The sequence below is a fragment of the Pseudalkalibacillus sp. R45 genome (genome assembly GCF_052246725.1).
Taxonomy (GTDB): domain Bacteria; phylum Bacillota; class Bacilli; order Bacillales; family Fictibacillaceae; genus Pseudalkalibacillus.
In genome coordinates this window covers 835,630-861,071 of record NZ_JBQQCL010000001.1, presented here as the reverse complement: position 1 = coordinate 861,071, position 25,442 = coordinate 835,630, and the positions used below count along the sequence as shown (strand labels likewise).

The 25,442-nt window shown below is 42.4% G+C and carries 23 protein-coding genes; 20 read left to right on the top strand and 3 right to left on the bottom strand.

The genetic code is table 11. The features are described 5' to 3' along the window. Positions 1-186 precede the first annotated feature (186 nt). From ACTWQL_RS04145 to ACTWQL_RS04135, 3 genes are all read left to right on the top strand, one after another. Positions 187-1,161 carry an MBL fold metallo-hydrolase gene (locus ACTWQL_RS04145; RefSeq protein ID WP_443141144.1) on the top strand — a complete coding sequence of 325 codons (975 nt, stop codon included), beginning with the start codon at positions 187-189 and terminating at the stop codon, positions 1,159-1,161. 201 nt (positions 1,162-1,362) lie between these two features. Further along, entirely contained in the window at positions 1,363-2,325 is a 963-nt protein-coding gene (locus ACTWQL_RS04140; protein ID WP_443141143.1) for a 2-hydroxyacid dehydrogenase, read from the top strand. A 154-nt stretch (positions 2,326-2,479) separates the two neighbouring features. Beyond that, positions 2,480-3,868 (top strand): hypothetical protein, encoded by a 1,389-nt coding sequence (locus ACTWQL_RS04135; RefSeq protein ID WP_443141142.1) that lies wholly within the window; start codon positions 2,480-2,482, stop codon positions 3,866-3,868. Here ACTWQL_RS04135 and ACTWQL_RS04130 read toward each other — a convergent pair. Continuing rightward, positions 3,858-4,469: a FadR/GntR family transcriptional regulator gene (locus tag ACTWQL_RS04130; RefSeq protein WP_443141141.1), complete on the bottom strand. Its 612-nt coding sequence runs from the start codon at positions 4,467-4,469 to the stop codon at positions 3,858-3,860. The two genes, ACTWQL_RS04135 and ACTWQL_RS04130, sit on opposite strands and share 11 nt — an antisense overlap. Before the next feature lie 182 nt (positions 4,470-4,651). Here ACTWQL_RS04130 and ACTWQL_RS04125 point away from each other — a divergent pair, with 182 nt between their 5' ends. The 4 genes from ACTWQL_RS04125 (at position 4,652) to ACTWQL_RS04110 (ending at position 8,102) form a co-directional block, all read left to right on the top strand. Beyond that, on the top strand, positions 4,652-5,359 hold the full coding sequence (locus ACTWQL_RS04125; protein ID WP_443141140.1) for a FadR/GntR family transcriptional regulator: 708 nt from the start codon (positions 4,652-4,654) through the stop codon (positions 5,357-5,359). Positions 5,360-5,440: 81 nt separating this feature from the next. After that, the gene (locus tag ACTWQL_RS04120) at positions 5,441-6,124 is read left to right on the top strand and encodes an RraA family protein (protein ID WP_443141139.1); all 684 of its coding nucleotides are present in this window, start codon (positions 5,441-5,443) and stop codon (positions 6,122-6,124) included. Then, positions 6,117-7,193: an Ldh family oxidoreductase gene (locus ACTWQL_RS04115; RefSeq protein ID WP_443141138.1), complete on the top strand. Its 1,077-nt coding sequence runs from the start codon at positions 6,117-6,119 to the stop codon at positions 7,191-7,193. Before ACTWQL_RS04120 ends, ACTWQL_RS04115 begins: the two co-directional genes overlap by 8 nt. Positions 7,194-7,220: 27 nt before the next feature. Further along, positions 7,221-8,102 (top strand): fumarylacetoacetate hydrolase family protein, encoded by an 882-nt coding sequence (locus ACTWQL_RS04110; protein ID WP_443141137.1) that lies wholly within the window; start codon positions 7,221-7,223, stop codon positions 8,100-8,102. A 106-nt stretch (positions 8,103-8,208) separates the two neighbouring features. Here ACTWQL_RS04110 and ACTWQL_RS04105 read toward each other — a convergent pair whose 3' ends face one another. Further along, positions 8,209-9,924, bottom strand: coding sequence for an IlvD/Edd family dehydratase (locus tag ACTWQL_RS04105; RefSeq protein ID WP_443141136.1), 1,716 nt, complete (start codon positions 9,922-9,924; stop codon positions 8,209-8,211). A gap of 312 nt (positions 9,925-10,236) precedes the next feature. Here ACTWQL_RS04105 and ACTWQL_RS04100 point away from each other — a divergent pair, with 312 nt between their 5' ends. From ACTWQL_RS04100 to ACTWQL_RS04055, 10 genes are all read left to right on the top strand, one after another. After that, positions 10,237-11,499, top strand: coding sequence for a lactate racemase domain-containing protein (locus ACTWQL_RS04100; protein WP_443141135.1), 1,263 nt, complete (start codon positions 10,237-10,239; stop codon positions 11,497-11,499). A 17-nt stretch (positions 11,500-11,516) separates the two neighbouring features. Beyond that, a complete protein-coding gene (locus tag ACTWQL_RS04095; protein ID WP_443141134.1) occupies positions 11,517-11,816 on the top strand; it encodes a UxaA family hydrolase in 300 nt (99 codons plus the stop codon). Continuing rightward, positions 11,816-12,985, top strand: a complete 1,170-nt coding sequence (locus ACTWQL_RS04090; protein WP_443141133.1) for a UxaA family hydrolase — start codon at positions 11,816-11,818, stop codon at positions 12,983-12,985. Before ACTWQL_RS04095 ends, ACTWQL_RS04090 begins: the two co-directional genes overlap by 1 nt. Before the next feature lie 120 nt (positions 12,986-13,105). Next, complete coding sequence (locus ACTWQL_RS04085; RefSeq protein ID WP_261131627.1) at positions 13,106-14,107, top strand: tripartite tricarboxylate transporter substrate binding protein; 1,002 nt, start codon at positions 13,106-13,108, stop codon at positions 14,105-14,107. A 106-nt stretch (positions 14,108-14,213) separates the two neighbouring features. After that, positions 14,214-14,687: a tripartite tricarboxylate transporter TctB family protein gene (locus ACTWQL_RS04080; RefSeq protein ID WP_261131629.1), complete on the top strand. Its 474-nt coding sequence runs from the start codon at positions 14,214-14,216 to the stop codon at positions 14,685-14,687. Positions 14,688-14,701: 14 nt separating this feature from the next. Next, positions 14,702-16,243: a tripartite tricarboxylate transporter permease gene (locus ACTWQL_RS04075; protein WP_443141132.1), complete on the top strand. Its 1,542-nt coding sequence runs from the start codon at positions 14,702-14,704 to the stop codon at positions 16,241-16,243. Between the two features lie 50 nt (positions 16,244-16,293). Further along, a complete protein-coding gene (locus ACTWQL_RS04070) occupies positions 16,294-17,289 on the top strand; it encodes a 2-hydroxyacid dehydrogenase (RefSeq protein ID WP_443141131.1) in 996 nt (331 codons plus the stop codon). 61 nt (positions 17,290-17,350) lie between these two features. Continuing rightward, positions 17,351-18,136, top strand: a complete 786-nt coding sequence (locus tag ACTWQL_RS04065; RefSeq protein ID WP_443141130.1) for an SDR family oxidoreductase — start codon at positions 17,351-17,353, stop codon at positions 18,134-18,136. 345 nt (positions 18,137-18,481) lie between these two features. Then, entirely contained in the window at positions 18,482-19,864 is a 1,383-nt protein-coding gene (locus tag ACTWQL_RS04060; protein ID WP_443141471.1) for an APC family permease, read from the top strand. Positions 19,865-20,431: 567 nt separating this feature from the next. After that, complete coding sequence (locus ACTWQL_RS04055) at positions 20,432-21,814, top strand: hypothetical protein (protein WP_443141129.1); 1,383 nt, start codon at positions 20,432-20,434, stop codon at positions 21,812-21,814. A gap of 164 nt (positions 21,815-21,978) precedes the next feature. On the opposite strand, the gene ACTWQL_RS04050 is transcribed toward ACTWQL_RS04055, so the two are convergent. Then, positions 21,979-22,317, bottom strand: coding sequence for a hypothetical protein (locus ACTWQL_RS04050; protein WP_443141128.1), 339 nt, complete (start codon positions 22,315-22,317; stop codon positions 21,979-21,981). Between the two features lie 334 nt (positions 22,318-22,651). Here ACTWQL_RS04050 and ACTWQL_RS04045 point away from each other — a divergent pair, with 334 nt between their 5' ends. From ACTWQL_RS04045 to ACTWQL_RS04035, 3 genes are read left to right on the top strand one after another with little or no spacing between them, the layout of a single operon-like run. Beyond that, on the top strand, positions 22,652-22,981 hold the full coding sequence (locus ACTWQL_RS04045) for a 2Fe-2S iron-sulfur cluster-binding protein (protein WP_443141127.1): 330 nt from the start codon (positions 22,652-22,654) through the stop codon (positions 22,979-22,981). Positions 22,982-23,037: 56 nt separating this feature from the next. Further along, entirely contained in the window at positions 23,038-23,808 is a 771-nt protein-coding gene (locus ACTWQL_RS04040; protein WP_443141126.1) for a creatininase family protein, read from the top strand. A 37-nt stretch (positions 23,809-23,845) separates the two neighbouring features. Further along, positions 23,846-25,315, top strand: coding sequence for a hypothetical protein (locus ACTWQL_RS04035; RefSeq protein WP_443141470.1), 1,470 nt, complete (start codon positions 23,846-23,848; stop codon positions 25,313-25,315). The last annotated feature ends 127 nt before the right edge of the window (positions 25,316-25,442 follow it).

Genomic DNA, 25,442 nt, shown 5'->3' with positions numbered 1-25,442 from the left:
CTAGGCCTATGGCTAAAAATTCTAGAATTAATTAAAAATGTCTAGGATTCGAAGCTGTTTTTCTGGAATAAACGAATTTTTTCTAGAAGTCCATACGAATTTTCTGGGATTATGTTTGAAAGTGGAAATATCGGCCTTAAATGGTATAGAGTAATGGATAGAGTACGTGCTAAGGATGTGTACATAATGGCAGAAGAAATTCAAGACAACGACCGGACCGTGCATCCGATCATGGTTCCGACTAGCTCAGACCTTGCTTCCTTCAATTTTTACCTGGTAGAAGAAGAGGGACGCCTGTCGCTGATTGATGCAGGAATCAACTCCGGAAAGTGCTGGGAAGCTTTCCACGAATCCATCCGTTGCCAGGATTTTTCAATTAAAGATTTGGACCGGATCATCATCACTCATAATCATGAGGACCATGTTGGGCTGGTCGATCGTATTGTGGCCAGGCGGGATATTCCAGTGTATGTTCCTGAAAAGGCGATTCATCGTTTAAAAAGAGACAAGGACTTTTTCCGTATGAGAATTGAGTTTTTTGCGCGTTTATATAAGGAGATGGGATGCGGTGAGGCAGGAGAGAAGCAGATCCAAAAGTTAGAAGATGCCTTCGAAAATCATGACAAAAAGAGGATCCAAGCTGACCTGACGCCTATTGGGCATGATCCGATTGCTGGTCTAGAGCGGATCCCTACACCAGGGCATTCACCTGACCATTTGGTTTTCCTGGATCGGGAGCGGGAATGGTTGTTTGGCGGAGATCTCTTGCTTGACCATATTTCAAGTAACGCCCTTGTCGAGCCGGATCGTGAAGGGAATCGTATCAAGACTGTACTTGAGCTCGAAAAGTCGTTGGAAAAATTACGCGCCTACAATATTCAGGTTGTCTTTCCTGGACACGGAGAACTGATCGAAAACCCTGAAGATCTGATTGAGATCAGGCTGGATGGTATTAAGAGAAAAGCCGACAAGGTGTTGGATCATGTGAAAAATGGAGTCGAGACTGCGAGCGAACTCGGTCAAACGATGTATCGCAGCAAGTACGTAAGCCAATTCTCACTCGTCATGTCTGAAGTCATCGGGCATCTGGATTATCTTGAAGCTCATGAGAAGGTGACGAAAGAAATGAAAGATGGAGTCTGGCATTACAGAGCGATTTGATGCATACGTAAAACATAAGAAAAATATAAACCAGAAGGGAATGAATCCTTTTGGTTTTTTCAATATAAATTTTAGAAAATACAGAAAACTATTGCAATTAAAAAGGTGGTCTGCTATTCTTCTTTTTAAAAATCACTTTTCCAAGTATCCGTATCTAGTTTAGTTCTTTCCACAACTATCATAAACAAAGGAGGCTACCACATGAAACCTACCATTTACATCACGAGAAAAATAGACGACCAGATCGTAGAAAAAATAAGAGAAACTTGTGAAGTCGAGATGTGGCCGGAAGAAGATACACCGGTTCCCAGAAGTGTTCTTGAGGAGAAGATTCAGAAAATCGATGGCCTGTTCTGTTTACTAACGGAAACGATCGATAAGACCCTATTAGAAAAAGCAGAAAACTTGAAAGTAGTCAGTAACTTGGCTGTCGGTTATAACAATATCGATATCCAATCGGCAAAAGAAAAAGGGATCACGGTGACGAACACACCCGGAGTCTTAACTGAAACGACAGCAGATCTGACATTTGCATTGATGATGGCAACTGCTCGAAGGATCGTAGAAAGCTCCTCTTATCTAAGGGATGGCGAGTGGAAAACCTGGTCCCCTATGCAATTGACAGGACAGGATATATATGGAGCGACCTTAGGGATTATCGGAATGGGACGGATTGGCGAAGCAGTGGTCAAACGTGCATTTGGTTTCGGTATGAATGTCGTCTATCATAACCGGTCTCGAAAACAAGAGGCGGAGAAAAAGTACGGTATCACTTATGTAAGTATGGATCAGTTATTGAAAAAATCTGATTTTATATGCGTCCTCACCCCATATACAAAAGAGACCCATGATCTCATTGATGAAAAAGAACTTTCCCTCATGAAAAGTACAGCCATCTTGATCAACACAGCCCGTGGGGGAATCGTTAATGAAGAAGCGTTGTATAATGCGTTGAAAGATAACAAGATTTGGGCAGCAGGTCTCGACGTTTTTGAACAAGAACCCATCCCCCTCGATCACCCACTCCTCACACTTCCGAATGTGGTCACTCTACCGCATATCGGAAGCGCCAGTATCAAAACAAGATTGAAGATGGCAAACGTCGCAGCTGATAACTTGATCAAATCATTGAAAAATGAAAAACCCGAATACGTAGTCGTTTAACCTATAAAAAAATAAACGCTCATTTTGAACCTTCCATACTCGAAGGTTCAAAATGGGCGTTTATTATTTCGTGAGTCGAAAATCTTGAATTGAAAAACCTTTCATACTATCATTCTATTTATCTCTTCCAATTTGATACAAAGGTGGAATGAAGATGCCTCATCCTCAGGTTCAAAATCAAGTGAACTCTTCTTTTCAAATGAAAAGCAACCTGATTTTGGCGATGTGTTTCGTTTACTTCGTGAACTTCTTTGTCCATTCGTTCAACTTTCAAATCTTCTTAGCGGGTTTAAGTGTCGTTATTTTTTTATTAAGCCTACAGCATTCTAATTCCACGCCTCGGATTTTTTCGGTATTGATGTTCATCTCTGGGATCATTTTTTACATATCAAAAGGGGTAGGCTTAGATGGTTTTGTGAATGGTGTGACAACAAACCTGCCGATCTTGATTTTAGTCATGCTGGTTCCATTGATTTCAATCCCGCTCAAAATTGGTGGATATTTTAATACGGTACGGTTTTATCTCGAAAAAATGATGGCCAGTAAGAAAAAGCTGTTCGGCAGTATCTCCCTCATCATCTTTCTTCTTGGACCGGTATTGAATCTAGGTTCGATCCGGATTCTACACGAAACGATCAAGAATATCAAATTATCTCCTGTGTTTCTGGCAAAATCCTATCTTGTAGGATTTTCAACTGTTATTTTGTGGTCGCCTTACTTTGCTTCCGTCGCATTGGTTTTGTATTACTTGAAAATCCCTATATTGGACTATCTCCCTTTAGGATTATCAATGGCGATCATCCAATTGATCGCAGGAAACCTTCTGTTCGGATTATATCTTAAAAATAAACATCACAGCGGGGACCTGTTAAAAAAGGCAGATACAGTAGAAACCAACAATCTGGAACAACAAGCGAAAATAACTCAGTTATTACTGATCATCCTACTCTTGATGGGGTCGATATTTTTACTGGAGTTTCTTACAAAATGGCCGATGATGTTCCTGGTCAGTCTGATGTCGATCATGTATCCGTTACTTTGGTCTATAGTAAAACATAAATGGAGAGATGCAGAGCAACTATTCGTGAATTATAAACAAGCATCGTTACCGAGGATGAATAACGAAATCGTCTTGTTCATCAGTGCAGGCTTTTTTGGAAAAGCACTGGAGGGTACGATCATAGCGTCCTGGATCAAGCAATTCTTGAACATGGTAGCCTCAACCTCTTTTCTCTTATTCAGCTTGACGGTAATGGGAATCATCGTAATCCTGTCTTTCATCGGAATTCACCAGATCGTAGTTGTCACGACACTTGTGACACAGATTGAACCTTCTTTCATCGGAACTAGACCAGAGGTCATCGCTTTACTTATCATGATTTCATGGTCGATGGGAGCAGTCTTGAGCCCGGTGAATCCATTGAACCTGCTTGTCAGTAATTCTTTGAAACGATCTGGACTTCTTGTCGGTTTTAAATGGAATGGTGTTTATCTCTTGATGATGTTCATCATCGGAACAACATTCGTATACGTCATCCACTGAATGAATTAAAGAAAGCTGTTAAAGTCGCCTTATCTTTTTTATAAAATGCGATTTTCAAATCATCGATCGTTGTGGAAATGGTCAGATTTTCGAGGTATCTGTTTTCCGTTAGTAGATGATGAATATTGTTCCATAGGTGAAGGTAATAAGCATTCTCTAAATGCTTTCCAAGTTCATTCACCCATTTTGAAAACTCAGTCCAGAATCCATGATTATCACTTCTTGTAAGGCTTATTGAAACTTCTTTATCAATGGTCAATAAAATGATTTTTTCTGCATTCATCAAAGCGATATCCAAATAATTATCCAATGTTTCCTGTTCTAATTCCTGTCGTATTATCCGAGATGGAATCAAAAACGGCGGGGGAGCAGAAACAAACGTTCCACCACCTTGTCTCGATTCTAAATACTTTAAAAGCTCTAATATTCGAAGCCCTTCACGGACAGAGGAACGGCTGACTGCAAGCAATTCACTCAACTTTCTTTCTGGAGGAAGTTTTGCCCCTTTTTCAAGTTTTTCATCGTGGATATATGTAATGATTTGGTTGATGACTTCTTCAAACATCCGTGGGACTGAGCGGATTTGATAGTTATTTGCCATAATGGATCACCGTCTTTTTCAGAATTAATAGTTATAGTTTAACAAACCAGATGAACGAAAAATAGATAAATAGGTGTTGACTGAAATTACAAAATTCATTACTATTTCCTTAAGGGTATTATTATTGGTCAGACCATAATAAAATAAACCTGAGTATAATTTATATAAAAAATGGTGATGAAATGGCGTTGAAACCTATAAAGAAAAAGCGGTTGTTCGAGGAAATCATCCTGGCGATTGAAGAGTACATACACGAAGAAGGGATTCAGTCTGGAGAAAGACTTCCATCAGAAAATGAATTGTCGGAATTGTTCCAAGTGAGTAAGACTGCTGTCAGAGAAGCTATGAGTGTGCTTCATGCGAATGGTATTATCGAAAAGAGGTCTGGAGCAGGGATTTTCTTGAAAGACCTTCATGGTGAATCCATTGCTAAAAAAGTTACGAATAATCTGCTCGATCGGAAAGAATTACAAGAAATCATTGAATTCCGCCGAGGGATTGAAGTGGAAGCAGCGGCTCTTGCTTCTGTAAGAGCTACAGAAGAAGAATTAGATATGATCATCCAAGCCCACCAAAAACAAATCGAGGCACATAAATCAGGGAAATTAGGTATCGAAGAGGATTACATGTTTCACTATTCCATCATACTCGCTTCACACAACACAATTTATAAAGATGTTTTTGATAAAGTATCTACAAAGTTCGAAGAAGGGATAAAAGTCAGTAAACTTCAATCGGCTAAAGTGCCTGGTCGGTTTGAAGAAGGGTATAAGGAACATGAAAAAATCGTGCAAGCCTTGAAAAAACGCGATCCAAAGGCAGCATCAGAGGCAATGCGCTATCATCTCGATCAAAACGAACGAAAGATCTGGGCACACCGAAATCGATAACAAAGAATCTGATTTTCAGGTTCTTTTTGTTATATTGGTCAGACCATAATAAAATATTAACGAAGCCAAAGGAGGATTTTTATGGGAAATGTAGGGTTCCGTATAAGACAAGACTTTGAACGTGTCGATCCTAAGATTTTAGAAAGGTTCAAAGATATTCCAACACCCAATATCGGGGATGTCATGGGAAGGCAGTGGGCGATGGACCATTCAATCAAACCGGTCAATCATGCTGGTATCCACATTTTTGGAAGCGCATTCACTGTTCGTACTCATCCATCAGATAATCTGCTTGTACATAAAGCGATGGATCTCGCCAAACCTGGCGACATCATTGTGATTGATGCCTGTGGGGACATGGGGAATGCCATTTTAGGTGAAATCATGTGCCATTATGCAAAAATCAAAGGAATTGCTGGTTATATCGTAGATGGACCTGTAAGAGACTTGACTGGAATCGCCGAAATGGGGTTTCCTGTCTTTGCAAAAGGTGGAACACCTAGGGGTCCATATAAAGAAGGTCCTGGAGAGATCAATACGACGATCAGTTGTGGCAACGTCCCTGTTTCTCCCGGCGATGTCATTGTTGCTGATGATGACGGAGTGATGGTCATTCCAAAAGGTGACGCTTCTGAAGTATTGGAGAACGCGACTGAAGTGTTGAAAAATGAGCAGGAAATCATCCGATCCATTTATCAAGGTAATTGGGACCGGAAGTGGGTAGATGATGTATTACAGAAGAAAGGATGTGAGTTTATTGACTAGTTTGGGAGAAGAGCGAATCCCAAAAGATATCTTGGAAAAGTTCGTAAAGGAAATCTTCATTGCTTCCGGCCTTGATGAAAGACAGTCCAAATCCATTTCAAGGCATCTTGTTTTTGCCAATTCAAGAGGGGTTGATTCTCATGGTGTGAATCGTGTTGAAATTTATACAAAACGTCTTGATTTAGGTCTAGTAAATAAAACATTCGAACCAGTCATTACGAGGGAATCACCTATAAGTGCGTTGATTGATGCGCAAAATTGTTCTGGAATCCCTGTTGCTGAATACGGAATGGAGATTGCCATCAATAAAGCAAAGGAATCCGGAGTAGGGATAGTGGGGATCCACAATTCAAATCATTGCGGGATGTTAGCCGATTATGTGAATGAAGCTGTAAAGAATGATTGTATTGCTATCGCAACGACCAATGCGCCTTCCAACATGCCACCATGGGGAGGGAAAGATCGCTTTTTTGGGACGAATCCATTCGCTTTTAGTGTACCAGCCGGAAATGAAAACAACATTTTATTCGATATGGCGACAAGTACAGTAGCACGGGGAAAGATCATTCTTGCCCAAAAGAATAATCAAGAAATACCTTTAGGGTGGGCGTTATCACCTGATGGGGTGCCGACGACAAACCCCGATGAAGCACTGAAAGGTGTCGTTCTTCCGGTCGGGGGCCATAAGGGATATGGAATCGCCTTTTTGGTTGAAGTGTTATCAAGCCTTTTCACTGGTGCAGCATTCGGTCCTTTTATCGGTGATCTATACAATGAATTGGGTCATACACAAAATGTAGGGCAATTCTTCCTGGTCATGCGAGCCGACTTATTCCAGCGGATTGAAGAATTTAAAATGAGAATCGATCAAATGATTCATGAAATAAAGGAGATCCCATTGATGGAGGGTGTTGAAAAAATCTACCTACCAGGTGAAATTGAAATGGAGACTCGACAGGATCGAGAACAGAAAGGGATTCCTCTATCGAAAGAGATCCGTAATGAGCTTATAAACGTAGCAAAACAATATCATGTAAACGAGCGTTTATTGACGGAAATACCAAAATGATAAAAAAGAGGAAAAGGAGAGGGCAATATGAGATTAGCAACGATTAAAAGATATGGACAGGAAAAAGCAGCGATCATTATCGAAGAAGGGGCTATCCTTGTCGAATCCCTTAACCGGAATACGAATTCGAGTTGGGCCACTACACTTTTCGAAATCATCCAATCCGGGCAGCTCAACCGTATGAAGGAATGGTACCAAAGTGAAGGAAACCAATTGAGCGAATTCCATGAAATCATCCCGAAGAGTGAAATCGAATATGCTCCATTATATAGACATCCACGGAAAATCTGGGGAATCGGCTTGAATTATGTGGAACATGCCTCTGATTTGAGTGAAAAGGCTCCGAATACAGAGCCTGCAAGTTTCATGAAGCCTGATACGACTATCATCGGCCCGAACGATACGATCAAAATCCCACATCAGTCGGATCGTACGACGGCGGAAGCTGAATTAGGCGTCATTATCGGAAAAGAGTGCAAGAACGTAAGCGAAGAGGAAGCGCATGAAGTGATCGCAGGGTTTACCACGATCATCGATATGACGGCAGAAGACATCCTGGAGCATAACCCACGTTATTTGACCAGATCGAAGAGTTTCGATACATTTTTCAGTTTCGGTCCTGAGCTTGTCACGCCAGATGAAGTTGACGAAGTTCATGATTTGAATGTATCAACTGTCATCAACGGGGAATTGCATCGGAAAAATGTCGTTTCGAATATGACTTTCCGTCCATGGCATTTAGTGTCTTTCCACTCAAAAGTCATGACATTGTTACCAGGTGATATCATTTCAACAGGGACGCCTGGAGCTGTCGTCATCAGAGATGGGGATGTTGTGGAATGCCATATTGATGGATTTGAAAAACTCACCAATCAAGTGAAGGATTTGAAGGTGAGTAACTTTAGATAAAGCAAAGACCGGGTGATCGATCACACCGGTCTTTTTCATGTGGAACTATATATCGTTCAAATCTGCCGATAAAAAACTGAATCGGTTGAAAACGGGGAATTTTTCGTTAATTTGACTCCATAGGGACTTTCTTTGTAATCGGAAGCAAGAAGTCGAAATCGCATCCTTTATCTGCTTGCATGACATGTTGTTGGAACAATTTCGTATAACCCCGTTCGGCAAGGATCGGTGCTTCCCGATTATTTCTCCTTCTTTCAAGCTCTTCATCTGGAACGAGAAGTTCCAATTTCCTGCTTTCAACATCCAATTCGATTATATCTCCTGTTCTAACCAATCCAATCACACCACCTGCTGCCGCTTCAGGGGCTACGTGAAGGATGACTGTACCAAAAGCTGTTCCGCTCATCCTGGCATCGGAAATCCTCACCATATCACGTACCCCTTGTTTCAGAAGTTTTGGAGGAATCGGCAGCATTCCAGCTTCAGGCATTCCGGGAGCCCCGACAGGGCCAGTATTTTGCAGCACCATGATGTCATCTGGTTGTATATCCAAATCAGGATCATCAATACGTTTTTCGAGATCTAGTGTGGAGGTGAAAACGACAGCTCTTCCACGGTGTTTCAATAGTTCCGGAGAAGCTGCCTTCGGCTTGATGACAGCTCCATCCGGCGCAAGGTTCCCTTTTAATACTGCAATACCGCCTTCTTTATGTAATGGCTGGTCGAAAGATGATATGATCGGCCGGTACACTTCGGAGAATTCAACGGCATCAATCGTATTCCGGAGAATCTTGCCAGTTACGGTAAGCTCATCAAGGTGTAAGAGAGACCTTAATTCCTTCAGAACGGCAGGCGTGCCTCCAGCTTTGAAGAAGTCTTCCATCTGGTATTCTCCCGCAGGTCTCAGATTGGCAATCATTGGCGTCGTCCTGCTTAGGTCATCAAAATGGTGAAGAGGCAGTTCAATACCAAGTCGACCGGCTATTGCAATGAGGTGGATCACAGCATTTGTCGAACCCCCGACAGCCATAAGGGCTCGAATAGCATTTTCAAAGGCTTTTTCAGTCATGATTTTCGAAGGGGTGATCTCCTTCTCGACCAATTCTACAATCTTTTTCCCTGTATCGACTGCATGTTTCATCCGACGGTTGTCGGTGGCTGGAATCGCAGCGCCTTCGGGAAGCATCATACCCAAAGCTTCAGCACACACAGACATCGTACTTGCACTGCCCATCACCATGCAATGTCCAGCTGTCGGCGCTAATGAAACATTGATTTCACCGAGGCTCTTTTCGTCGATCTGACCGCCTCGATATTCCTGCCAAAAGAAACGGCAATCGGAGCATGCGCCTAATGTCCTGCCTTGATATTCCCCGTTATTCATCGGACCGCCTGTTATAAGGATTGTAGGGATATCTGCGCTTGCGGCACCCATCAATTGGGAGGGGGTGACCTTGTCGCAACCACCGATCAGCACGACTCCATCAATTGGTTGTGCCCGAATCATTTCTTCTGTATCCATAGCTGCAAGGTTTCGATAGAGCATAGTAGTGGGACTCGTGTTTATTTCACCCAATGAAATGGTCGGAAATTCAAGAGGAATGCCGCCAGCCATCAATACACCATTCTTCACCGCATCTACAATGGGCCCTACATGTGAATGACACCTATTGATTTCACTCTTCGTGTTACAGATTCCGATGACAGGTTTATCGAAATCTTCTGGCTCGAAACCAAGATGCCGATTGAATGCTTGTCTGATGAATGTACTGAATCCCGAATCTCCATAAGAGGTAAGCTTCTCTGATTTTTTTTGAGTCATCAATAAAAAACTCCTTTCTTTTTGTTACTTTAATATTATGGTAAGACCAATAGAGGCTTGAAAACTTTAAACCTACGAATATATTAGCACAGACTACATTAATTTGCAGAAAATTATAAAAATACATTTGCTGGATCCATAATAAAAAGATATATTATTAGATAATTTGTTTAAATTTAAAAACAAGGTTGACAAAATTTTCAGAAATATAATAAAATAACAATAACTTCAAAGGAGAAGTTCTTAATTTTCGTATTATTGGTCAGACCATATTAATTTAATAACTAAACTCGCCATATTGGAGTTGTGGGTATGATTGAAATGATCGAAATTGAACAATGTTTTCCGGATCCTCAACTTCAAGATCTACATAAAAAAACCCGTACAGAAATCAATAGACATGTATCATCAGATCGTTTACCACCAAATGCCGAAATTGCCATAACAGCTGGTAGCAGAGGAATAACGAATATTGTGGAAATCCTCAAGTCCATCGTAAGCACAGTTAAAGAATTAGGATTCAAACCCTTTTTGGTGCCAGCAATGGGGAGTCATGGGGGCGCGACAGCTGAAGGGCAATTGGAAGTGCTCAAGCATTTAGGGATTACAGAAGACGTGGTGGGGGCGCCGATCCGCTCTTCGATGGATGTTGAGTTAGTCGGTCATACACCGAACGGCACTCCAGTTTACATGGATAAGAACGCCTACCATGCAAATGGCATCATCGTCGTCAATCGTGTCAAAGCGCATACTGCTTTTCGAGGAAAAGTAGAGAGCGGTTTAAGCAAGATGGTGACAATCGGACTGGGGAAAATCAAAGGGGCAACATTCGTTCATAGCAATGGTGCATTGCAAATGGCTGAAAATATTGAAAGCGTTTCCAGATTTGCGATAGAAAATAGTTCGATCCTGATGGGGCTGGCGATCATTGAAAATGGCTATGACGAGACTGCAGATATCATCGGAGTCAGTAAAGAGGAGTGGCACAAGAGGGAATCCGAGCTACTTGATTGGTCGAAAAGTATGATGCCGAGTCTACCAATCGATGATATCGATCTATTGGTCATCGAGGAAATGGGAAAGTGTTTCAGTGGGACAGGAATGGACCCGAATATAATCGGAAGATGGAGAATCGAAGGTGTACCAGAGCCAGAAAGTCCTGATATCAAAAAGCTTGTTATTCTAGATTTGGCAGATAAGTCATTCGGCAATGCACAAGGAATTGGGTTGGCGGATTTCACAACCCAGCGGCTAGTCGATAAAATTGATCGGAACTCAACTTATACGAATGCACTGACAAGTACATACCTGCAACGGGCGATGCTCCCTTTGATCTATCGGACAGAGAAAACGGCGATTGAAACAGCAATTCAAAGCCTAGGTCCTGACTTTGCACGGGACAAGCTGAAAATGGTCCAAATCGCAAATACGCTTCATTTAAAACATGTCTCCGTTTCAAAACCAGTGTTGGAAGAACTGCAGGCACAAGGAAAAAAGATCAAAATGGTTGGCAAGTATGCACTCACTTATGACGAGACGGAAGAAATGACAAGAAAGCTGACTATCCATTCTTAAAAAAGGAGGAACTCGATGTGGAAGCGACTTCGCAAAAGGTGAAATCAGCATTAGTGATCCATCCATCAGATAATGTAGCCGTTGCTCTTACAGATTTGAAAAAAGGCGAGCCATGTACTGTTCGCTCTGGGGAGGATGAATACATAATTACAATCAATGATGACATCCACTTCGGCCATAAATTCGCTATATCAATCATTGAGGAAAATGAAAGCGCTTTAAAATATGGAGAAGAAATCGGAAAAATGAGCAGCCCTGTTCAGAATGGGGAGTGGGTCCACACTCATAACATGTACTGCGAAAGGGGGAGGAAGTAATGGTTGATACATTCATGGGTTATTCACGGAAAGATGGACAGGTCGGGGTCCGGAATCAAATTGCGATTATTCCTTCTGTATTCTGTTCGGCGAAAGTTGCGGAGCGAATTGCCTATCAAGTTCCCGGGAGCGTCTATTTCAGACATCCTGTAGGATGCAGTCAGGTAGGGGAGGACCTGGAAGTCACAGCAAAAACATTGATTGCGATTGGAAAGAACCCCAACTTCGCAGGTGTGGTGGTTGTCGGGCTTGGCTGTGAACGATTTTCCCCATATGAACTGGCGGAAGGTATCGCTCCTTCCCAAAAGATGCTTGAAACAGTGGTGATTCAGAAAGAAGGAGATTCTTTAGCGGCCATCCAAAAAGGGAGCAAAATCGCACGTGAAATGCAGCAAATTGCTTCTAGACAAGGGAGAGAAGAATTCCCAGTGAGTGAGCTGATGATCGGGCTGAATTGCGGCGGCTCGGATATGACCTCAGGATTGATCGCAAATCCAGCGTTGGGATATGCCTCCGACAAGCTGGTAGACCAGGGGGGTTCATCAATCTTAAGTGAAATAACCGAATTGATTGGTACAGAAGATATTCTTGCAAGAAGAGCAATCGATGACAGAATCGCTGATTCAATTCGGGAAACAATCAATCTCACGGAGGAGAAGCTGCAAAGACAGAGTCAAAATTCAAGCAACAAAGAGCGGACCCACCTCATATCAAAAGGGAATTATGATGGCGGGCTATCCAGTGTTGTAGAAAAATCACTGGGGAGCATGAAAAAATCAGGGAATGCCCCTTTCAGTGGTGTCATCCGATATGGACATCAGCCGAACCGTAAAGGATTGTTCTTATTAGATTCACCTGGACATGACGGTGAAGTTTCTACTGGTCAGGTAGCTGCAGGGGCCCAAATGATTTTGTTCCCTACTGGGAGGGGGACTCCTACAGGCTTTCCAGGCGTTCCTGTCATTAAAATCACAGGTAATAATCGTACCTATGAAAAAATGAAAGAAAACATAGATATCAACGCTGGAGAAGTATTGGTAGGAAAGAAAACCTTAGAACAAATGGGAGAAAAAATCTACCAGGAAATCGTGGAGGTCGCTTCAGGAAAACAGGTAAAAGCAGAAATATTAGGCCATGATGAACAATTTTGTATAACAAGACTCCCATGACAATGTATTGATCAATTGTTTTCATTTACACTAGGTTAATTGGAAAAACATGACAAGGAGGGTAGGGGTGTACTTAGCTGGTTGTTTTACAAAAATCTATTTTTACAAGGGGGAAGAAGAATGAAGAAATTAGTTTCTATGATATTTGTTCTGTTGCTTACTTTTGCACTAACAGCATGTAACAGTGGTGGTCAGGAGTCAAGTGGTGAAGCTTCATCAGATGGATCAAAGTCCGATTTCCCTAATAAACCGATAAACGTGATTGTGTCTTATTCAGCTGGTGGGGGGACTGACACTGGAGCGCGTATATTATTGCCATATGTTGAGGAAGAGTTAGGTGTAACAGTGAATGTGGTCAACAAACCCGGTGGTGGTGGCTGGGTTGGATGGACAGAATTGGCGAATGCAGAGCCAGATGGTTATACAATCGGCTATATTAATACACCTAATTTGATGACTGGTTATCTTGATCCTAAATTCAACCGAAAACAGAATTTGGAGAGCTTTGCTCCAATTGCCAACCATGTTGTTGATCCAGGAGCAATAGCGATCCGTGCCGATGAGGATCGGTTCACCGACATTAAAGAATTGATTGAATATGCAAAAGAGAATGAATTGACCGCAACTTCTACAGGTGTTGGAAGTGATGATCATTACGCATCTTTGAAGTTGAACGATAAATTCGGTACTAAATTCAAAGCTGTCCATAATAAAGGGGCGGCAGATAGTAAGGCATCTGTTCTTGGCGGACATGTAGATGTGTTGTTTGCAAATGTTGGCGAGTTGGCATCCCTTCAAAAAGAAGGTGATATCAAAATCGTTGCAGTGATGGGTAAAGAAAGATCACCTTTCTTAGAAGATGTCCCTACATTGGAAGAGAGCGGCTATGAAGGTGTGTATTCCTGGTCTGCACGTGGATTGGCAGCACCAGCTGGAATCGACCCAGAAAAACTTGAAATCCTTAGAGCAGCATTTGAAAAAGGAATTAAAAATGAAGAACAAAAGAAAAAAATGGGTGATATGGGATTGCAAGTTGAATATTTAGAAGGAGACGAATACAAACAACTATTAAAAGACGATGAAAAAGCTGTCAAAGACTTAAGCGATCTGATGGGTTGGTAACTTAGTAAACTGGCTGAAAGGGTATCAGGCATTCCGCTATGTTGGAATTCCGGGAGATGCCTGACCCTGGAAGCCAGCTTCAACCAAAGGAAAGGGGAAAGTTGCTGTGACCAGAAAAATTCACCAGGATTTATATGTTGGTTTGGTTATTATTTTAATTTCGATCTTCCTTTACAACAAAACATTCGATTTGATTGAAGCAGCTGCCAATTATCCTCGAATCTTACTAGTCTTATTTTTGGGTTTTGGGATCATCATTTTGTTAAGCGGAATTAAAAAGACAAAATCTTTAAGAAAAGAAGAGCGTGTAGAATATAGCGGTGATGAACAACCATTAAGTTTCGGTATGTTGAAATCCCCATTGGTGACCCTTGGGATCGTTGTCATCTATGTCTTTTTGTTAAGTATAATCGGATTTTTTCCTGCAACGGTTTTATTCATGGTAGTCTTCCTGGGATTCATGAAAGTCAAAGATTGGAAAACTTATATTTTCACAATCGGAGGTTTGAATCTATTTATCTATCTTGTTTTTGTCATGCAATTGAATGTTCAGCTGCCGAAAGGAATTTTCTTTGATTAGGAGGTGGAAGAAATATGGGTGCGGATCTATTTAACGAAGTATTACATAATCTATTATCCTTTCAGACGATTATGGCAATCCTCATGGGGGTCGTAGGTGGGATTATTGTAGGATCTTTACCTGGCCTAAGTGCGACAATGGCAGTTGCTCTACTGATTCCAGTCACTTTCGGAATGGAACCTGTAGCTGGGTTGACAATGCTGACAGCGATCTATACATCAGCATTATATGGCGGATCGATTTCAGCCATATTGATTCATACTCCTGGTACGCCCGCTTCTGCTGCAACAAGTTTGGATGGTTATCAAATGACGTTGAAGGGTCAAGGTGCGAAAGCGATTGGAATTTCAACTGTTTCGTCCATGATTGGAGGAACAATCAGTGCGCTAGCATTGCTGTTTCTTGCTCCTCCTCTTTCAAGAATCTCATTAGCTTTCAGTGCTCCTGAGTATTTTTTAATTGCTGTTTTTGGATTGACGATTATCGGAAGCCTTGCTTCTAAATCGGTGGCAAAAGGGTTGACGGCGGGTATTGTCGGCCTATTGATCGGCGCTGTGGGTGTTGATATCCTTACAGGCTATCCGCGTTTTACGTTCGGAAGCATCTCCCTGGAATCAGGAGTTTCACTTGTGCCAGCGATGATTGGTCTATTTTCTTTATCCCAAGTTATGATCCAAGCCGAAAATCGTGGAAAACCGAAACAACAAAAGATATCTAAAGATAAAATGTCCGGTAAAGTGTTACCGACAATGAAGGAATTCAAGAGCATATGGGTGACTATTTTACGTTCCTCAGGAATTGGAACTTTTGTCGGAATGCTCCCTGGAGCTGGTGGGGATATCGGCTCATGGGTCGGCTACAACGAGGCAAAACGATTCTCTAAAAACAAAGAGAAATTTGGAACAGGCTGTATTGAAGGGGTTGCTGCACCTGAATCAGCTAATAATGCTGTAACAGGTGGGGCGCTAATTCCGCTGTTGACCTTAGGGATTCCCGGCAGTTCGACAACAGCTGTCCTTCTAGGCGGATTGATGATTCAAGGACTGGTTCCTGGTCATGAGCTATTTACGACGAATGCGAACATCACTTATTCAGTGATCATCGGGTTTATTATAGCGAGTATTCTCTTAGGGGTGATTGGACTTGCTGGAGCAAGATGGTTCGTTAAAATTTCAGGTGTATCAGAAAGCATCCTAGCACCGATCATTATCGGCTTATGTGTGGTTGGATCGTATGCCATCAACAATAACATGTTTGATGTATGGATCATGGTGATTTTTGGAGTAATCGGATATTTTATGCGAAAAACGGGCTTTCATCCTGCACCTGTCATTCTGGGGATGATCTTAGGTCCGATTGCTGAAAATGGCATGAGGCAATCAATGCTGATGGCAAAAGGGGATTTGCTGAGTTATTATCTCGGTCGTCCGATTTGCGTCGTGTTAATCATACTTACGATCATCTCGCTATTTACTCCTTTATTCATGAAATGGTGGGAGAAAAGGGGAGCGGGTAAACCAGCTATGGCAGACCATTCTAATGAAGAAAAAATGTAGAGCAATTGGTCAAGGATGTATAAATGCTCATAAAATCGGGGTGAAATCTAATGAAAAAAATCCTTTATTTTGACGATACGTTTGATGAGTTCAAAGATATATTGCTTACCCACACGCCCACTGGTTTCGATCTGATCTTTTGGGAAGAGTTGACTGAACAGGAACGTGAGGAGCAATTACCTAAAGCAGATTACCTGCTTGTCGCTACGAAGAAAATTGGAGAAGAAATCCTTTCAAAAGCGAAAAAAGCGAAATTCATCCAAAAGACTGGTGTGGGGATGGATAATATCGATTTACCTGCAGCAGTACATCATAAACTCCCTGCTTGTAATACTCCTGGAGCGAATTCGACCGGGGTGGCAGAATTGACGATCTTGCTCATTTTAGCTTTATACAGGAAACTTCCGCTCATCAATAAGGAGACCAAGAATGGAAACTGGTTAATGTGGGAGCTTCGTCCATCTTCTTATGAAATGGAAGGAAAAACACACGGATTCATCGGCTTTGGAAATATAGGACGGGAAGCAGCAAAAAGGTCGAAGGCGTTTGGGACGAACATCATTTATTATGATAAATTTCGTACAACTTCTGAACAAGAACAACAGTTGGAAGCAAAATACCTACCAATGGAGGAAGTATTGCAAAAATCCGATATTATCAGTTTGCATATACCTCTACTCCCAGAAACAAAAGGGTTGATCGGTGAAACGGAATTGAATCTGATGAAGGACAACGCGGTTTTGATAAATGTTTCCCGAGGTGGAATCGTACAAGAGGGTGCCCTTTACGATGCCCTGGTTGAACACCGAATTGCAGGAGCAGCATTGGATGTATGGGAAAATGAACCGATTAATCCCGAAAATCCTCTGTTGACCTTAGAGAATCTCATTGCTTCCCCCCATATTGGAGCTGGAACAAGGGATACGTTGAATCGGGTATTGCATACGGCGTTTCAAAATATAAAAAGGGTTGATGAAGGTGAGCTTCCTCAGTTTGTCATGAATAATGTGAAAAAAGCTAGATTCGATGAGTCCACCGTCATCTAGTTGCCCCAATCCTCTATTATAAGACTACTTGAGAGTTTCTATAAAAGGAGAGAAATTTTTAATGAATATGAATTTGAACGGTAAAACAGCACTTGTGGTGGCTTCAAGTCAGGGTCTCGGTAAAGCGATTGCAGCTGAGCTAGTAGAAGAAGGCGTCAATGTCATGCTTACAAGCCGTAGTGAAGAGAAACTTAAACGAACAAAAGATGAAATGGAACACTCGGGCAAAGGGAAAGTTTCGTATTTTCCATGTGATATCACAAATCGAGAGGAAATCAACGCTCTTGTTCAAAAAACAAGAAAAGAATTCGGTAAGATTGATATTTTGATAAACAACGCGGGGGGACCACCAGGTGGTAACTTCGAGAAGTTTGAGGACGCAGATTGGCAAAATGCATTTGAGCTGAATCTATTAAGTTACATCCGGATCATAAGAGAAGTGCTGCCAGACTTGAAGAAAGATGGTGGCAGAATCATTAACGTTGCGTCTTCATCTATTAAACAGCCAATACCCGGACTGATCCTCTCCAATACGTTCCGATTAGGGATTGTCGGTCTATCTAAAAGTTTAGCAGAGGAGCTAGCACCTCATAACATCCTCGTCAATACGGTAGCACCAGGTCGTATCGCAACCGATCGGACAGCATTCCTTGATAAAATGAAAGCAGAACAAAAGGGTGTCACTACGGAGGACATAGAGGAAGCATCTAAGAAAAATATTCCTCTAGGAAGGTATGGTCACCCTGAGGAATTCGCCAAAGTCGTCACTTTCCTTGTGTCCGGGGCTAATACATATGTAACCGGAAGCTCTTTGCTAGTAGATGGTGGTATGGTAAAAGCAATTTAGGAAAAAGTTATATTTAAAGTAAAACAGAATGGACCTGATCCATTCTGTTTTTAATGGAAAGAAATAAGGTGGATTTTCTTTATTATTGGCCCAATAGGCTATAAGCTGGTGTCGAAAAAAGAAAGCGGACTATAGTCTTTCTCCGCCCGAAGTGTGTCCTATGATGGCTGAGGGATTTTGACTTACTTACGTTTTTCTGCTTGAAAAATGGCGCTACAACCATTTTGCAACGCCGAAATACTCTGAATTTTTCAACTGTTTTGATATAATGGATAGCAATCTTATTCTAGGAAACAAAATAGTTGATTTGAAGGAGTGTGGTCAAAAGTGGATGGACAAAACAAGATGAAACGAGTGCTTTCGCAGTGGGATGTTCTCGTACTCGCAATTGGTGCGATGCTCGGCTGGGGCTGGGTCGTCCTATCTGGGGAGTGGATCACTTCAGCAGGATCGATGGGGGCAGTCCTTGCCTTTGCCATTGGGGGCGTATTAGTCATTTTTGTCGGGCTGACGTATTCGGAACTCGCCTCCGCCATGCCGGAAGTCGGTGGAGAGCATGCTTATGTCCACAGGGCATTAGGAAAGAAGGCGTCATTCATCGCTTCATGGGCGATCACGTTAGGCTATGTCTCCGTCGTCACCTTCGAGGCTGTGGCATTGCCGACAGTCGTCGATTACATTTTACCAGATTACCAGGCCGTCTATTTATGGACGATTGCCGGCTGGGACGTCTATCTGACCTGGGTGCTGATCGGAATGGCAGGATCGATCTTCATCACACTCATCAATTATTTCGGAGTTAAACCGGCTGTCTTGGTACAAATGGTTTTGACGATCCTCATCGTCGGAATCGGTCTCATGTTGATTTTCGGGTCGGCGGTCGGGGGGAGTTCCGCAAACTTAGATCCCTATTTTCTTGGTGGAGCTGGAGGCGTCATGACCGTCCTCATAATGGTTCCGTTTTTGTTCGTTGGATTCGACGTCATCCCTCAGGTAGCGGAAGAAGTGAACCTGCCATTCAAACAAATCGGAAAAGTACTGATTTTCTCTGTTGCATGTGCGGTTGTCTTTTACATGTTGATCGCTTTAGGCGTGGGCTTGTCACTCGATAAAACGGCTCTCGCAAACACTGAACTTGCCACAGCGGACGCGATGGCAGCGGCGTTCGGTTCGCAAACCTTCGGGAACATCTTGATTTTAGGTGGAGTAGCGGGGATCATCACAAGCTGGAATGCCTTCATCATCGGTGGAAGCCGTGTGGTGTTTGCGATGGCGAAATCGGGAATGCTGCCTGGGTGGTTCGGGTTCTTGCATCCGAAGTACAAGACGCCATCCAATGCGATCATGGCGATTGGTGGTCTGGCGGTTCTGGCACCATTGTTGGGTCGACCAGCGTTGGTTTGGATCGTTGACGCAGGAGGTCTTGGCATAGTCGTCGCTTACTTCATGGTTGCACTCGCGTTCCTGGTTTTACGGAAAAAAGAACCTGGGATGGACAGACCGTTCAGAGCAGGAAAAGGAAATGCTGTCGGCTGGATCGCATTGGTGTTAAGCATTTGTTTCATCAGCCTTTACATGCCGGGAATGCCAGCAGCACTCGTATGGCCTGCCGAGTGGATCATGGTAGCTGTCTGGTTCCTGATCGGCGCCTACTACTTCTTGCAAATGAACAAAGGAAAGTACGACGCAAAAGCACAACCGGATGAAAAGCTTGAAGTGAAGATGTAACAACAATAAAAACCCCGAAAGTTGATGGTTACTCAACAATCGGGGTTTACTATTTTTTTCACTTAAAGAAAGTATAAAATACTTTCTTCAGTATAAGTGCAACTAAAGGCTCAGCCTGCGCCTAAGGCTTGGCTTTGCCAAGTTTTCTTTAGAACTTTAGTATTCTTTTTAGGCTGGATAGCTTACGGTTCGCTTTGTCTAACGCATTCTTTGAACCGAAGAAAAAGTTGAACATGGTTTTCCCTCCTACAAATCAATATGAAGTTTTATTTAATTTCATTATAGGCGGGTGTTTTTATCTTGTCAATAAAATTGTATACCAAATACCATAATTTCGAGCGGAAAACTCTCAAATTATCTAAAAATTCTAATTTTGGTATACCATAAAGAATCGGATTAGATGCTTAAAATTGGCTTGAAACCTTACTATAAAGCCATTATTGAGGATAATCTTCCGTAAATGAGAATTGCAACTTTGATAGCTCTCATTTTAAAATCGTAAAGAATCCTAGTAAAATGTATACCATTAGTATAAAATGATAGGTACTTCAGGAATCAGGTGATGGTATGCTTAAACTTTTATGTGCAATTGCAATCTTTTTATATATTCTATCAGAAGTTTTTCCGAAGATGGACGTCACATTTCTGATTTCTTCTGTCAGCTTGGCCATTGTTGCGCTGACTTTTTTCATCGTACCTCGATTTGTGAAAATACTCGGGGGAATCTTCTTGACCTCAGGCTTGTTCATCTTGATCAACAGCGGTGCAGGGTGGAAGGAAGTGCTGCTTTCGTTCGGTCCGATGCTGAATTTGCTTACACTTTTTGCGATGGTTCCAATACTGGCGTTACCTATCAAGCTAGGAAATTACGCAAAAGGAATCCAGAAGTTCATTCGCAGAAATGTCAAAACATCGGGGCAGTTGTATTCGATGACTTCAGGAATATCATACTTTTTCAGCATATTCATGAACCTGGCAACCTTGCCGATGACCTACTATTCGATGCGACCGGCCGCCAACATGTATCCTTTGCAAAACAGGGAACGATTCATGAGTCGTGCGATTACACATGGATTTGCGATGCCGTTGATGTGGGCACCAGTGACGCCGATTGTCGGAATTGTAGTCGAAATGACAGGCGTAAGCTGGGCTTCGATGCTACCATATGTGCTGCCGCTAAGTATCATGGGGCTGTTGCTCGATTGGTATATGGGCAGACTCACCGCAAGGAAAAAGAGGCATAAGGAGGTCGAGTATGCTGTGAATGAAATGGCAGCTTCGACTGAGGTGGGAGAAGAACCAGAGCGTTCAGGAAAAATCTCGCATATTTTCATTGCGATCATCATTTTCAACGTTTTGATTTCAATCTTAGAGCAGAAATTACCCTTTTCCTTCATCATTCTGGTGTCATTACTGGTCATTCCGTTTGCACTCGGATGGACAATGCTTTTAAAGAAAACCAAGGAATTCAAAGTTGGGTTGAAGGATCATTTTCAAACACATCTCTTAAAAATGAAAGAACAGTTTTTTATTTTCCTTGCAGCAGGGTTCTTCATCTCTGCAATCCAGTTTTCCGATATGAATGTATTATTGAATGCGGGGATCGGAACTGTGAAAGATTTGATTGGGATTGAGGTATTCATCATACTCTTGCCGTTCATCCCATTGGCGCTCGCTTTTACCGGTCTGCACCCTGCAGTAGGACTAGCTTTGCTGGCAGAAGCATTAAATCCACAGAACATGGGGATTTCGCCGTACGTCCTGACAGTTTCCATGCTGGCTGGAGCGGTAGCGGCATTCTTGATGGGACCCTATAATGCGACGATCGGGTTGATGTCGAGTATCGTGAAGACCAATTCGTTCAAAGTATCAAATTGGAACATATCCTTTACGGCATTATTCTTATGTTGCAGCATGCTGTATTTGATTTTACTGGAGTTCATCGTGTAGGGAAGGGGGACCTGTCACACCGCTTTTTCTCTATTTGTAGATACCACACTCCCCTCCTTATAAAAAACAACAGCTTGATTTATCAACGAGTAAAAAGCTTTATTACACACGACGAAAAACCTTACCGATTCGGCAAGGTTTTTTTGTTGAACATTTTGATCCGTTCAGTTCGCAGGAACACCCTCAGCTTTAACGAGTTTAGAATGCTTAGAGTCATCACTGTTTCCGGAGGCTTTTACGATTTCATATAATTCCTCTCTTGCATCCTCGATGTTTTCGAAGGTTTCAAAAAACTTCACGCGGATATGATTGACATATTCTTTTCCTTCATAGTTTTCATATAGCTGGATTTTCGCATTATCATCAAGGACTTTTGCGATCGTATAGGTTGATTTCAGCTTATCGAAAAAATAAAACTGATAGGATTCAACCGTTTCCAGCCCATCATTCTCTAGAATTGTTTGAAATGTATCTTTGTTCGTCAAAACAATGTATTTCGCCATACAAAATTCCTCCTTATGCGTTTTGAATCCACCACGACTTCACCAGTTCATAACGTTCGGATCGTCACCTCCGATAAGACAAATAGTATATTGTATACCAAATCTATTTGTCTATTAGTTTATAACAAGAATGTCCCCAGTTCAATATTATTTTCAGAATTTTGTATTAATTAAATTATCTAACCAGTAAAAACCCTGATGTATCAGTATTTTTAAAAATTATATTTTCGCAAATTCCGTTGTAAGGGTTTACATACGACATAAAGGAAAGGTATACTTATTTTAAAATTCTAAAAATTTAGACAAAAAATTCACAGTGAAGAGGTGTTTTGGTATGCCAAAAGTGACGTTACATGTCGACGGTGAAGTCGTTCAACAGGAGGTAAAAGACCACGCAAATCTGGTTGTCCTTGCTGGAATCAAGCAATTTCCTAAATTAAAATATGGTTGTGGAATGGGGAAATGTACAAAATGTACGTGTAAGGTGATTGATGGTTTAAATCAGCTCGATCCACCGAATTGGAAAGAACAGAAAATGCTTGGCGATAATTTGGACGAGGGTTATCGTCTGACGTGTCAGTTGACGGTAAAGGATAATCTCGAAATCACCCAGGACAACATAGAGCTTAAAAAGAAGTCGAAACAGGAAAGCACTACGGGGTGACTTAATTTTTATGTTAAAAGGTATACAATATTCCAAATAATGGGAGGGCGCTCGCTTTGAAAGCATATATGTTAACAGAAATGACATGGGAAGAGGTGAGGGATGCTCTCAAAACCGTGAAAATGGCGGTCATTCCGATCGGAGCTCATGAACAGCATGGTCCTCATATGGTTGAAAGCTGCGATGCTGTGCTTGCGACGGAAATGGCGAACCGATTGGCTGAAAAGATGTTTCCGCACATCCTAGTGACCCCGACCGTTAATATGGGCGTTTCACCTCATCATCTCAACTTTCCAGGGACTATCTCTCTTCAGCCAGAGACGCTTATCGCCATTTTACGTGATATGGTTCGATCTTTAAAGCGACATGGAATCGAAAAATTCCTCTTTCTGAATGCACATGGCGGGAATCAATCGACACTGAGCGTAGCAAGCACCACCATCGGACCTGAGGAAGATGTTCAAATCTATTATGCAAAAACGACAGCTTCAGCCAAACAAGCAATCTCCAAAAATATACATTCTCCTATCTTCGGACACAGCTGCGAAAGGGAAGTTTCAGAGGCGCTTTATCTCGCACCATTTCTGATCCGCGCAGATAAACTGAATAAAGGAGACTTCAACGAAGGGGGGAGATACAAACAGTTAAGACCTGGCAAGCCGATCCAAGGATTTTATCACTATGAAGAAATGACCAAAAATGGATGTATTGGTGATGCGACTAAAGCATCCAGGGATATAGGTGAACAAATCGTAGAAGAAGCATTGGAAAACCTGTCGGCTGCATTAGAGGAGTTGTTGGACCTTAAGCCGGAGTCTGTTCATTGAAAGCCTTGAAATTCAAAGAATGAAAGGGTGAATGAATTTGGAGTTGTCTGCTGCTCATTGGTTGTATGCGATCGTCACGTTTCTTGTCATTTTCACCATGTTATTCCGTCGGGGAGTTGTCCTGCCGACGATTGTAGGAACGTTGTTAGTTGCATGGGTTTATAAGGGATCGTTCGTTGGTGGTCTTCAAGCTGTATTTAATGCAAACTTGGTCGCGGCGCAAGAATTGTTCAGCATTTTCCTGATCATTACATTGATGGTCGCGTTGTTGAACTCGTTGAAAGATATCGGTGCAGATGAAAAAATGATTGCCCCGATCCAAAAGGTGATGGTCAATGGACATATTGCATTCTTCGTCTTGATCGGAGTCACATATGTCATTTCATTATTCTTCTGGCCGACACCCGCAGTACCGCTGATTTGTACATTGTTGGTTCCGGCAGCAATCCGGGCTGGACTTCCAGCGATGGGCGCTGCGGTAACGGTTGCGATTGCGGGTCAGGGCATGGCGCTGTCTTCCGACTACATCATGCAAATCGCGCCTATGCTGAGTGCAAGTGCAGCTGGAATCAGTACTGCGGCTGTTGCTGACAAAGCGATCGTACTCTCCCTTGTTACAGGAGGGGTAGCTGTCCCGCTTGCTTATCTCAGCGTTCGTAAATCGATTGCAAAGCCGAATAGCGAAGAGTCAACGTCCTCATTGAAAGCTTTGCGGGAGTTGACGAATGTAACACCTCAAGTGGAAGCCGAGATGTCGGCGACTGCAGAAGAAGAGGAAGTGTATGGACAGCGACGTGAAATATGGGGCAAACTTTTTGCTGTCTTAGTCCCGCTATCTCTTTTGGCTGTCATGATCTTCATGTTTTCGACGAAACTTGGTAATGCAAAATCCGGAGGGTTCGAGGGCGGTGATGGTGCAGCCTTCATCGGTGGTGTTGCAGCGGTCTTGCTGGTTTTGGCCTCCGTCGCATTCCGTCGGATCCATGCCCTTGATAAAATCAGTGAACACATCACAGACGGATTTGTTTTCGCTTTCAGGGCGATGGGACCTGTCATCCCGATTGCAGGATTCTTCTTCCTGGGAAGCTCTGATTTTACAGGTTCAATCCTTTCGTTAGGAGAAGATGCCTCTAAACCGGCTTTCTTATTCGATCTGGTACAATCTGCGCAATCAGCGATTCCTGAAAACACATTTTTCTCTGCCTTTGGAATTTTAATGGTCGGGATCATCACAGGACTGGATGGTTCTGGTTTCTCTGGATTGCCACTTGTTGGTGCATTGTCGGGTGCAATGGAAGGGACGACCGGAATAGATCCAAGTACACTGGCAGCCATCGGTCAAATGGGATCGATCTGGACTGGTGGAGGAACATTGATTGCCTGGTCATCATTGGTTGCTGTAGCCGGATTCTGTGGAGTCTCTGTCTTAGAACTAGCCAGGAAAAACTTCATCCCGGTCATTACAGGGTTGTTTGTCGCCACCTTATTCGCTGTATTGTTTATGTGATTTTTCGAGGAAAAAGAACAAAAATATAAAAAATTCTGAAAACAGTGTTTACAAATAAAAAAAGATAGGGTACCATTTAGTCAAATGGTATACCAAATGAATCCACCACTATCTATCACTTGAACTA

What these genes read in the sequence shown, in the direction of transcription:
- ACTWQL_RS04055 (WP_443141129.1), top strand. Translation starts at nt 20,432, where the DNA reads ATGCTTAAACTTTTATGTGCAATTGCAATCTTTTTATATATTCTATCA.
- ACTWQL_RS04130 (WP_443141141.1), bottom strand. Translation starts at nt 4,469, where the DNA reads ATGGCAAATAACTATCAAATCCGCTCAGTCCCACGGATGTTTGAAGAA.
- ACTWQL_RS04140 (WP_443141143.1), top strand. Translation starts at nt 1,363, where the DNA reads ATGAAACCTACCATTTACATCACGAGAAAAATAGACGACCAGATCGTA.
- ACTWQL_RS04120 (WP_443141139.1), top strand. Translation starts at nt 5,441, where the DNA reads ATGGGAAATGTAGGGTTCCGTATAAGACAAGACTTTGAACGTGTCGAT.
- ACTWQL_RS04065 (WP_443141130.1), top strand. Translation starts at nt 17,351, where the DNA reads ATGAATATGAATTTGAACGGTAAAACAGCACTTGTGGTGGCTTCAAGT.
- ACTWQL_RS04110 (WP_443141137.1), top strand. Translation starts at nt 7,221, where the DNA reads ATGAGATTAGCAACGATTAAAAGATATGGACAGGAAAAAGCAGCGATC.
- ACTWQL_RS04135 (WP_443141142.1), top strand. Translation starts at nt 2,480, where the DNA reads ATGCCTCATCCTCAGGTTCAAAATCAAGTGAACTCTTCTTTTCAAATG.
- ACTWQL_RS04125 (WP_443141140.1), top strand. Translation starts at nt 4,652, where the DNA reads ATGGCGTTGAAACCTATAAAGAAAAAGCGGTTGTTCGAGGAAATCATC.
- ACTWQL_RS04070 (WP_443141131.1), top strand. Translation starts at nt 16,294, where the DNA reads ATGAAAAAAATCCTTTATTTTGACGATACGTTTGATGAGTTCAAAGAT.
- ACTWQL_RS04145 (WP_443141144.1), top strand. Translation starts at nt 187, where the DNA reads ATGGCAGAAGAAATTCAAGACAACGACCGGACCGTGCATCCGATCATG.
- ACTWQL_RS04060 (WP_443141471.1), top strand. Translation starts at nt 18,482, where the DNA reads ATGAAACGAGTGCTTTCGCAGTGGGATGTTCTCGTACTCGCAATTGGT.
- ACTWQL_RS04050 (WP_443141128.1), bottom strand. Translation starts at nt 22,317, where the DNA reads ATGGCGAAATACATTGTTTTGACGAACAAAGATACATTTCAAACAATT.
- ACTWQL_RS04085 (WP_261131627.1), top strand. Translation starts at nt 13,106, where the DNA reads ATGAAGAAATTAGTTTCTATGATATTTGTTCTGTTGCTTACTTTTGCA.
- ACTWQL_RS04045 (WP_443141127.1), top strand. Translation starts at nt 22,652, where the DNA reads ATGCCAAAAGTGACGTTACATGTCGACGGTGAAGTCGTTCAACAGGAG.
- ACTWQL_RS04100 (WP_443141135.1), top strand. Translation starts at nt 10,237, where the DNA reads ATGATTGAAATGATCGAAATTGAACAATGTTTTCCGGATCCTCAACTT.
- ACTWQL_RS04075 (WP_443141132.1), top strand. Translation starts at nt 14,702, where the DNA reads ATGGGTGCGGATCTATTTAACGAAGTATTACATAATCTATTATCCTTT.
- ACTWQL_RS04105 (WP_443141136.1), bottom strand. Translation starts at nt 9,924, where the DNA reads ATGACTCAAAAAAAATCAGAGAAGCTTACCTCTTATGGAGATTCGGGA.
- ACTWQL_RS04090 (WP_443141133.1), top strand. Translation starts at nt 11,816, where the DNA reads ATGGTTGATACATTCATGGGTTATTCACGGAAAGATGGACAGGTCGGG.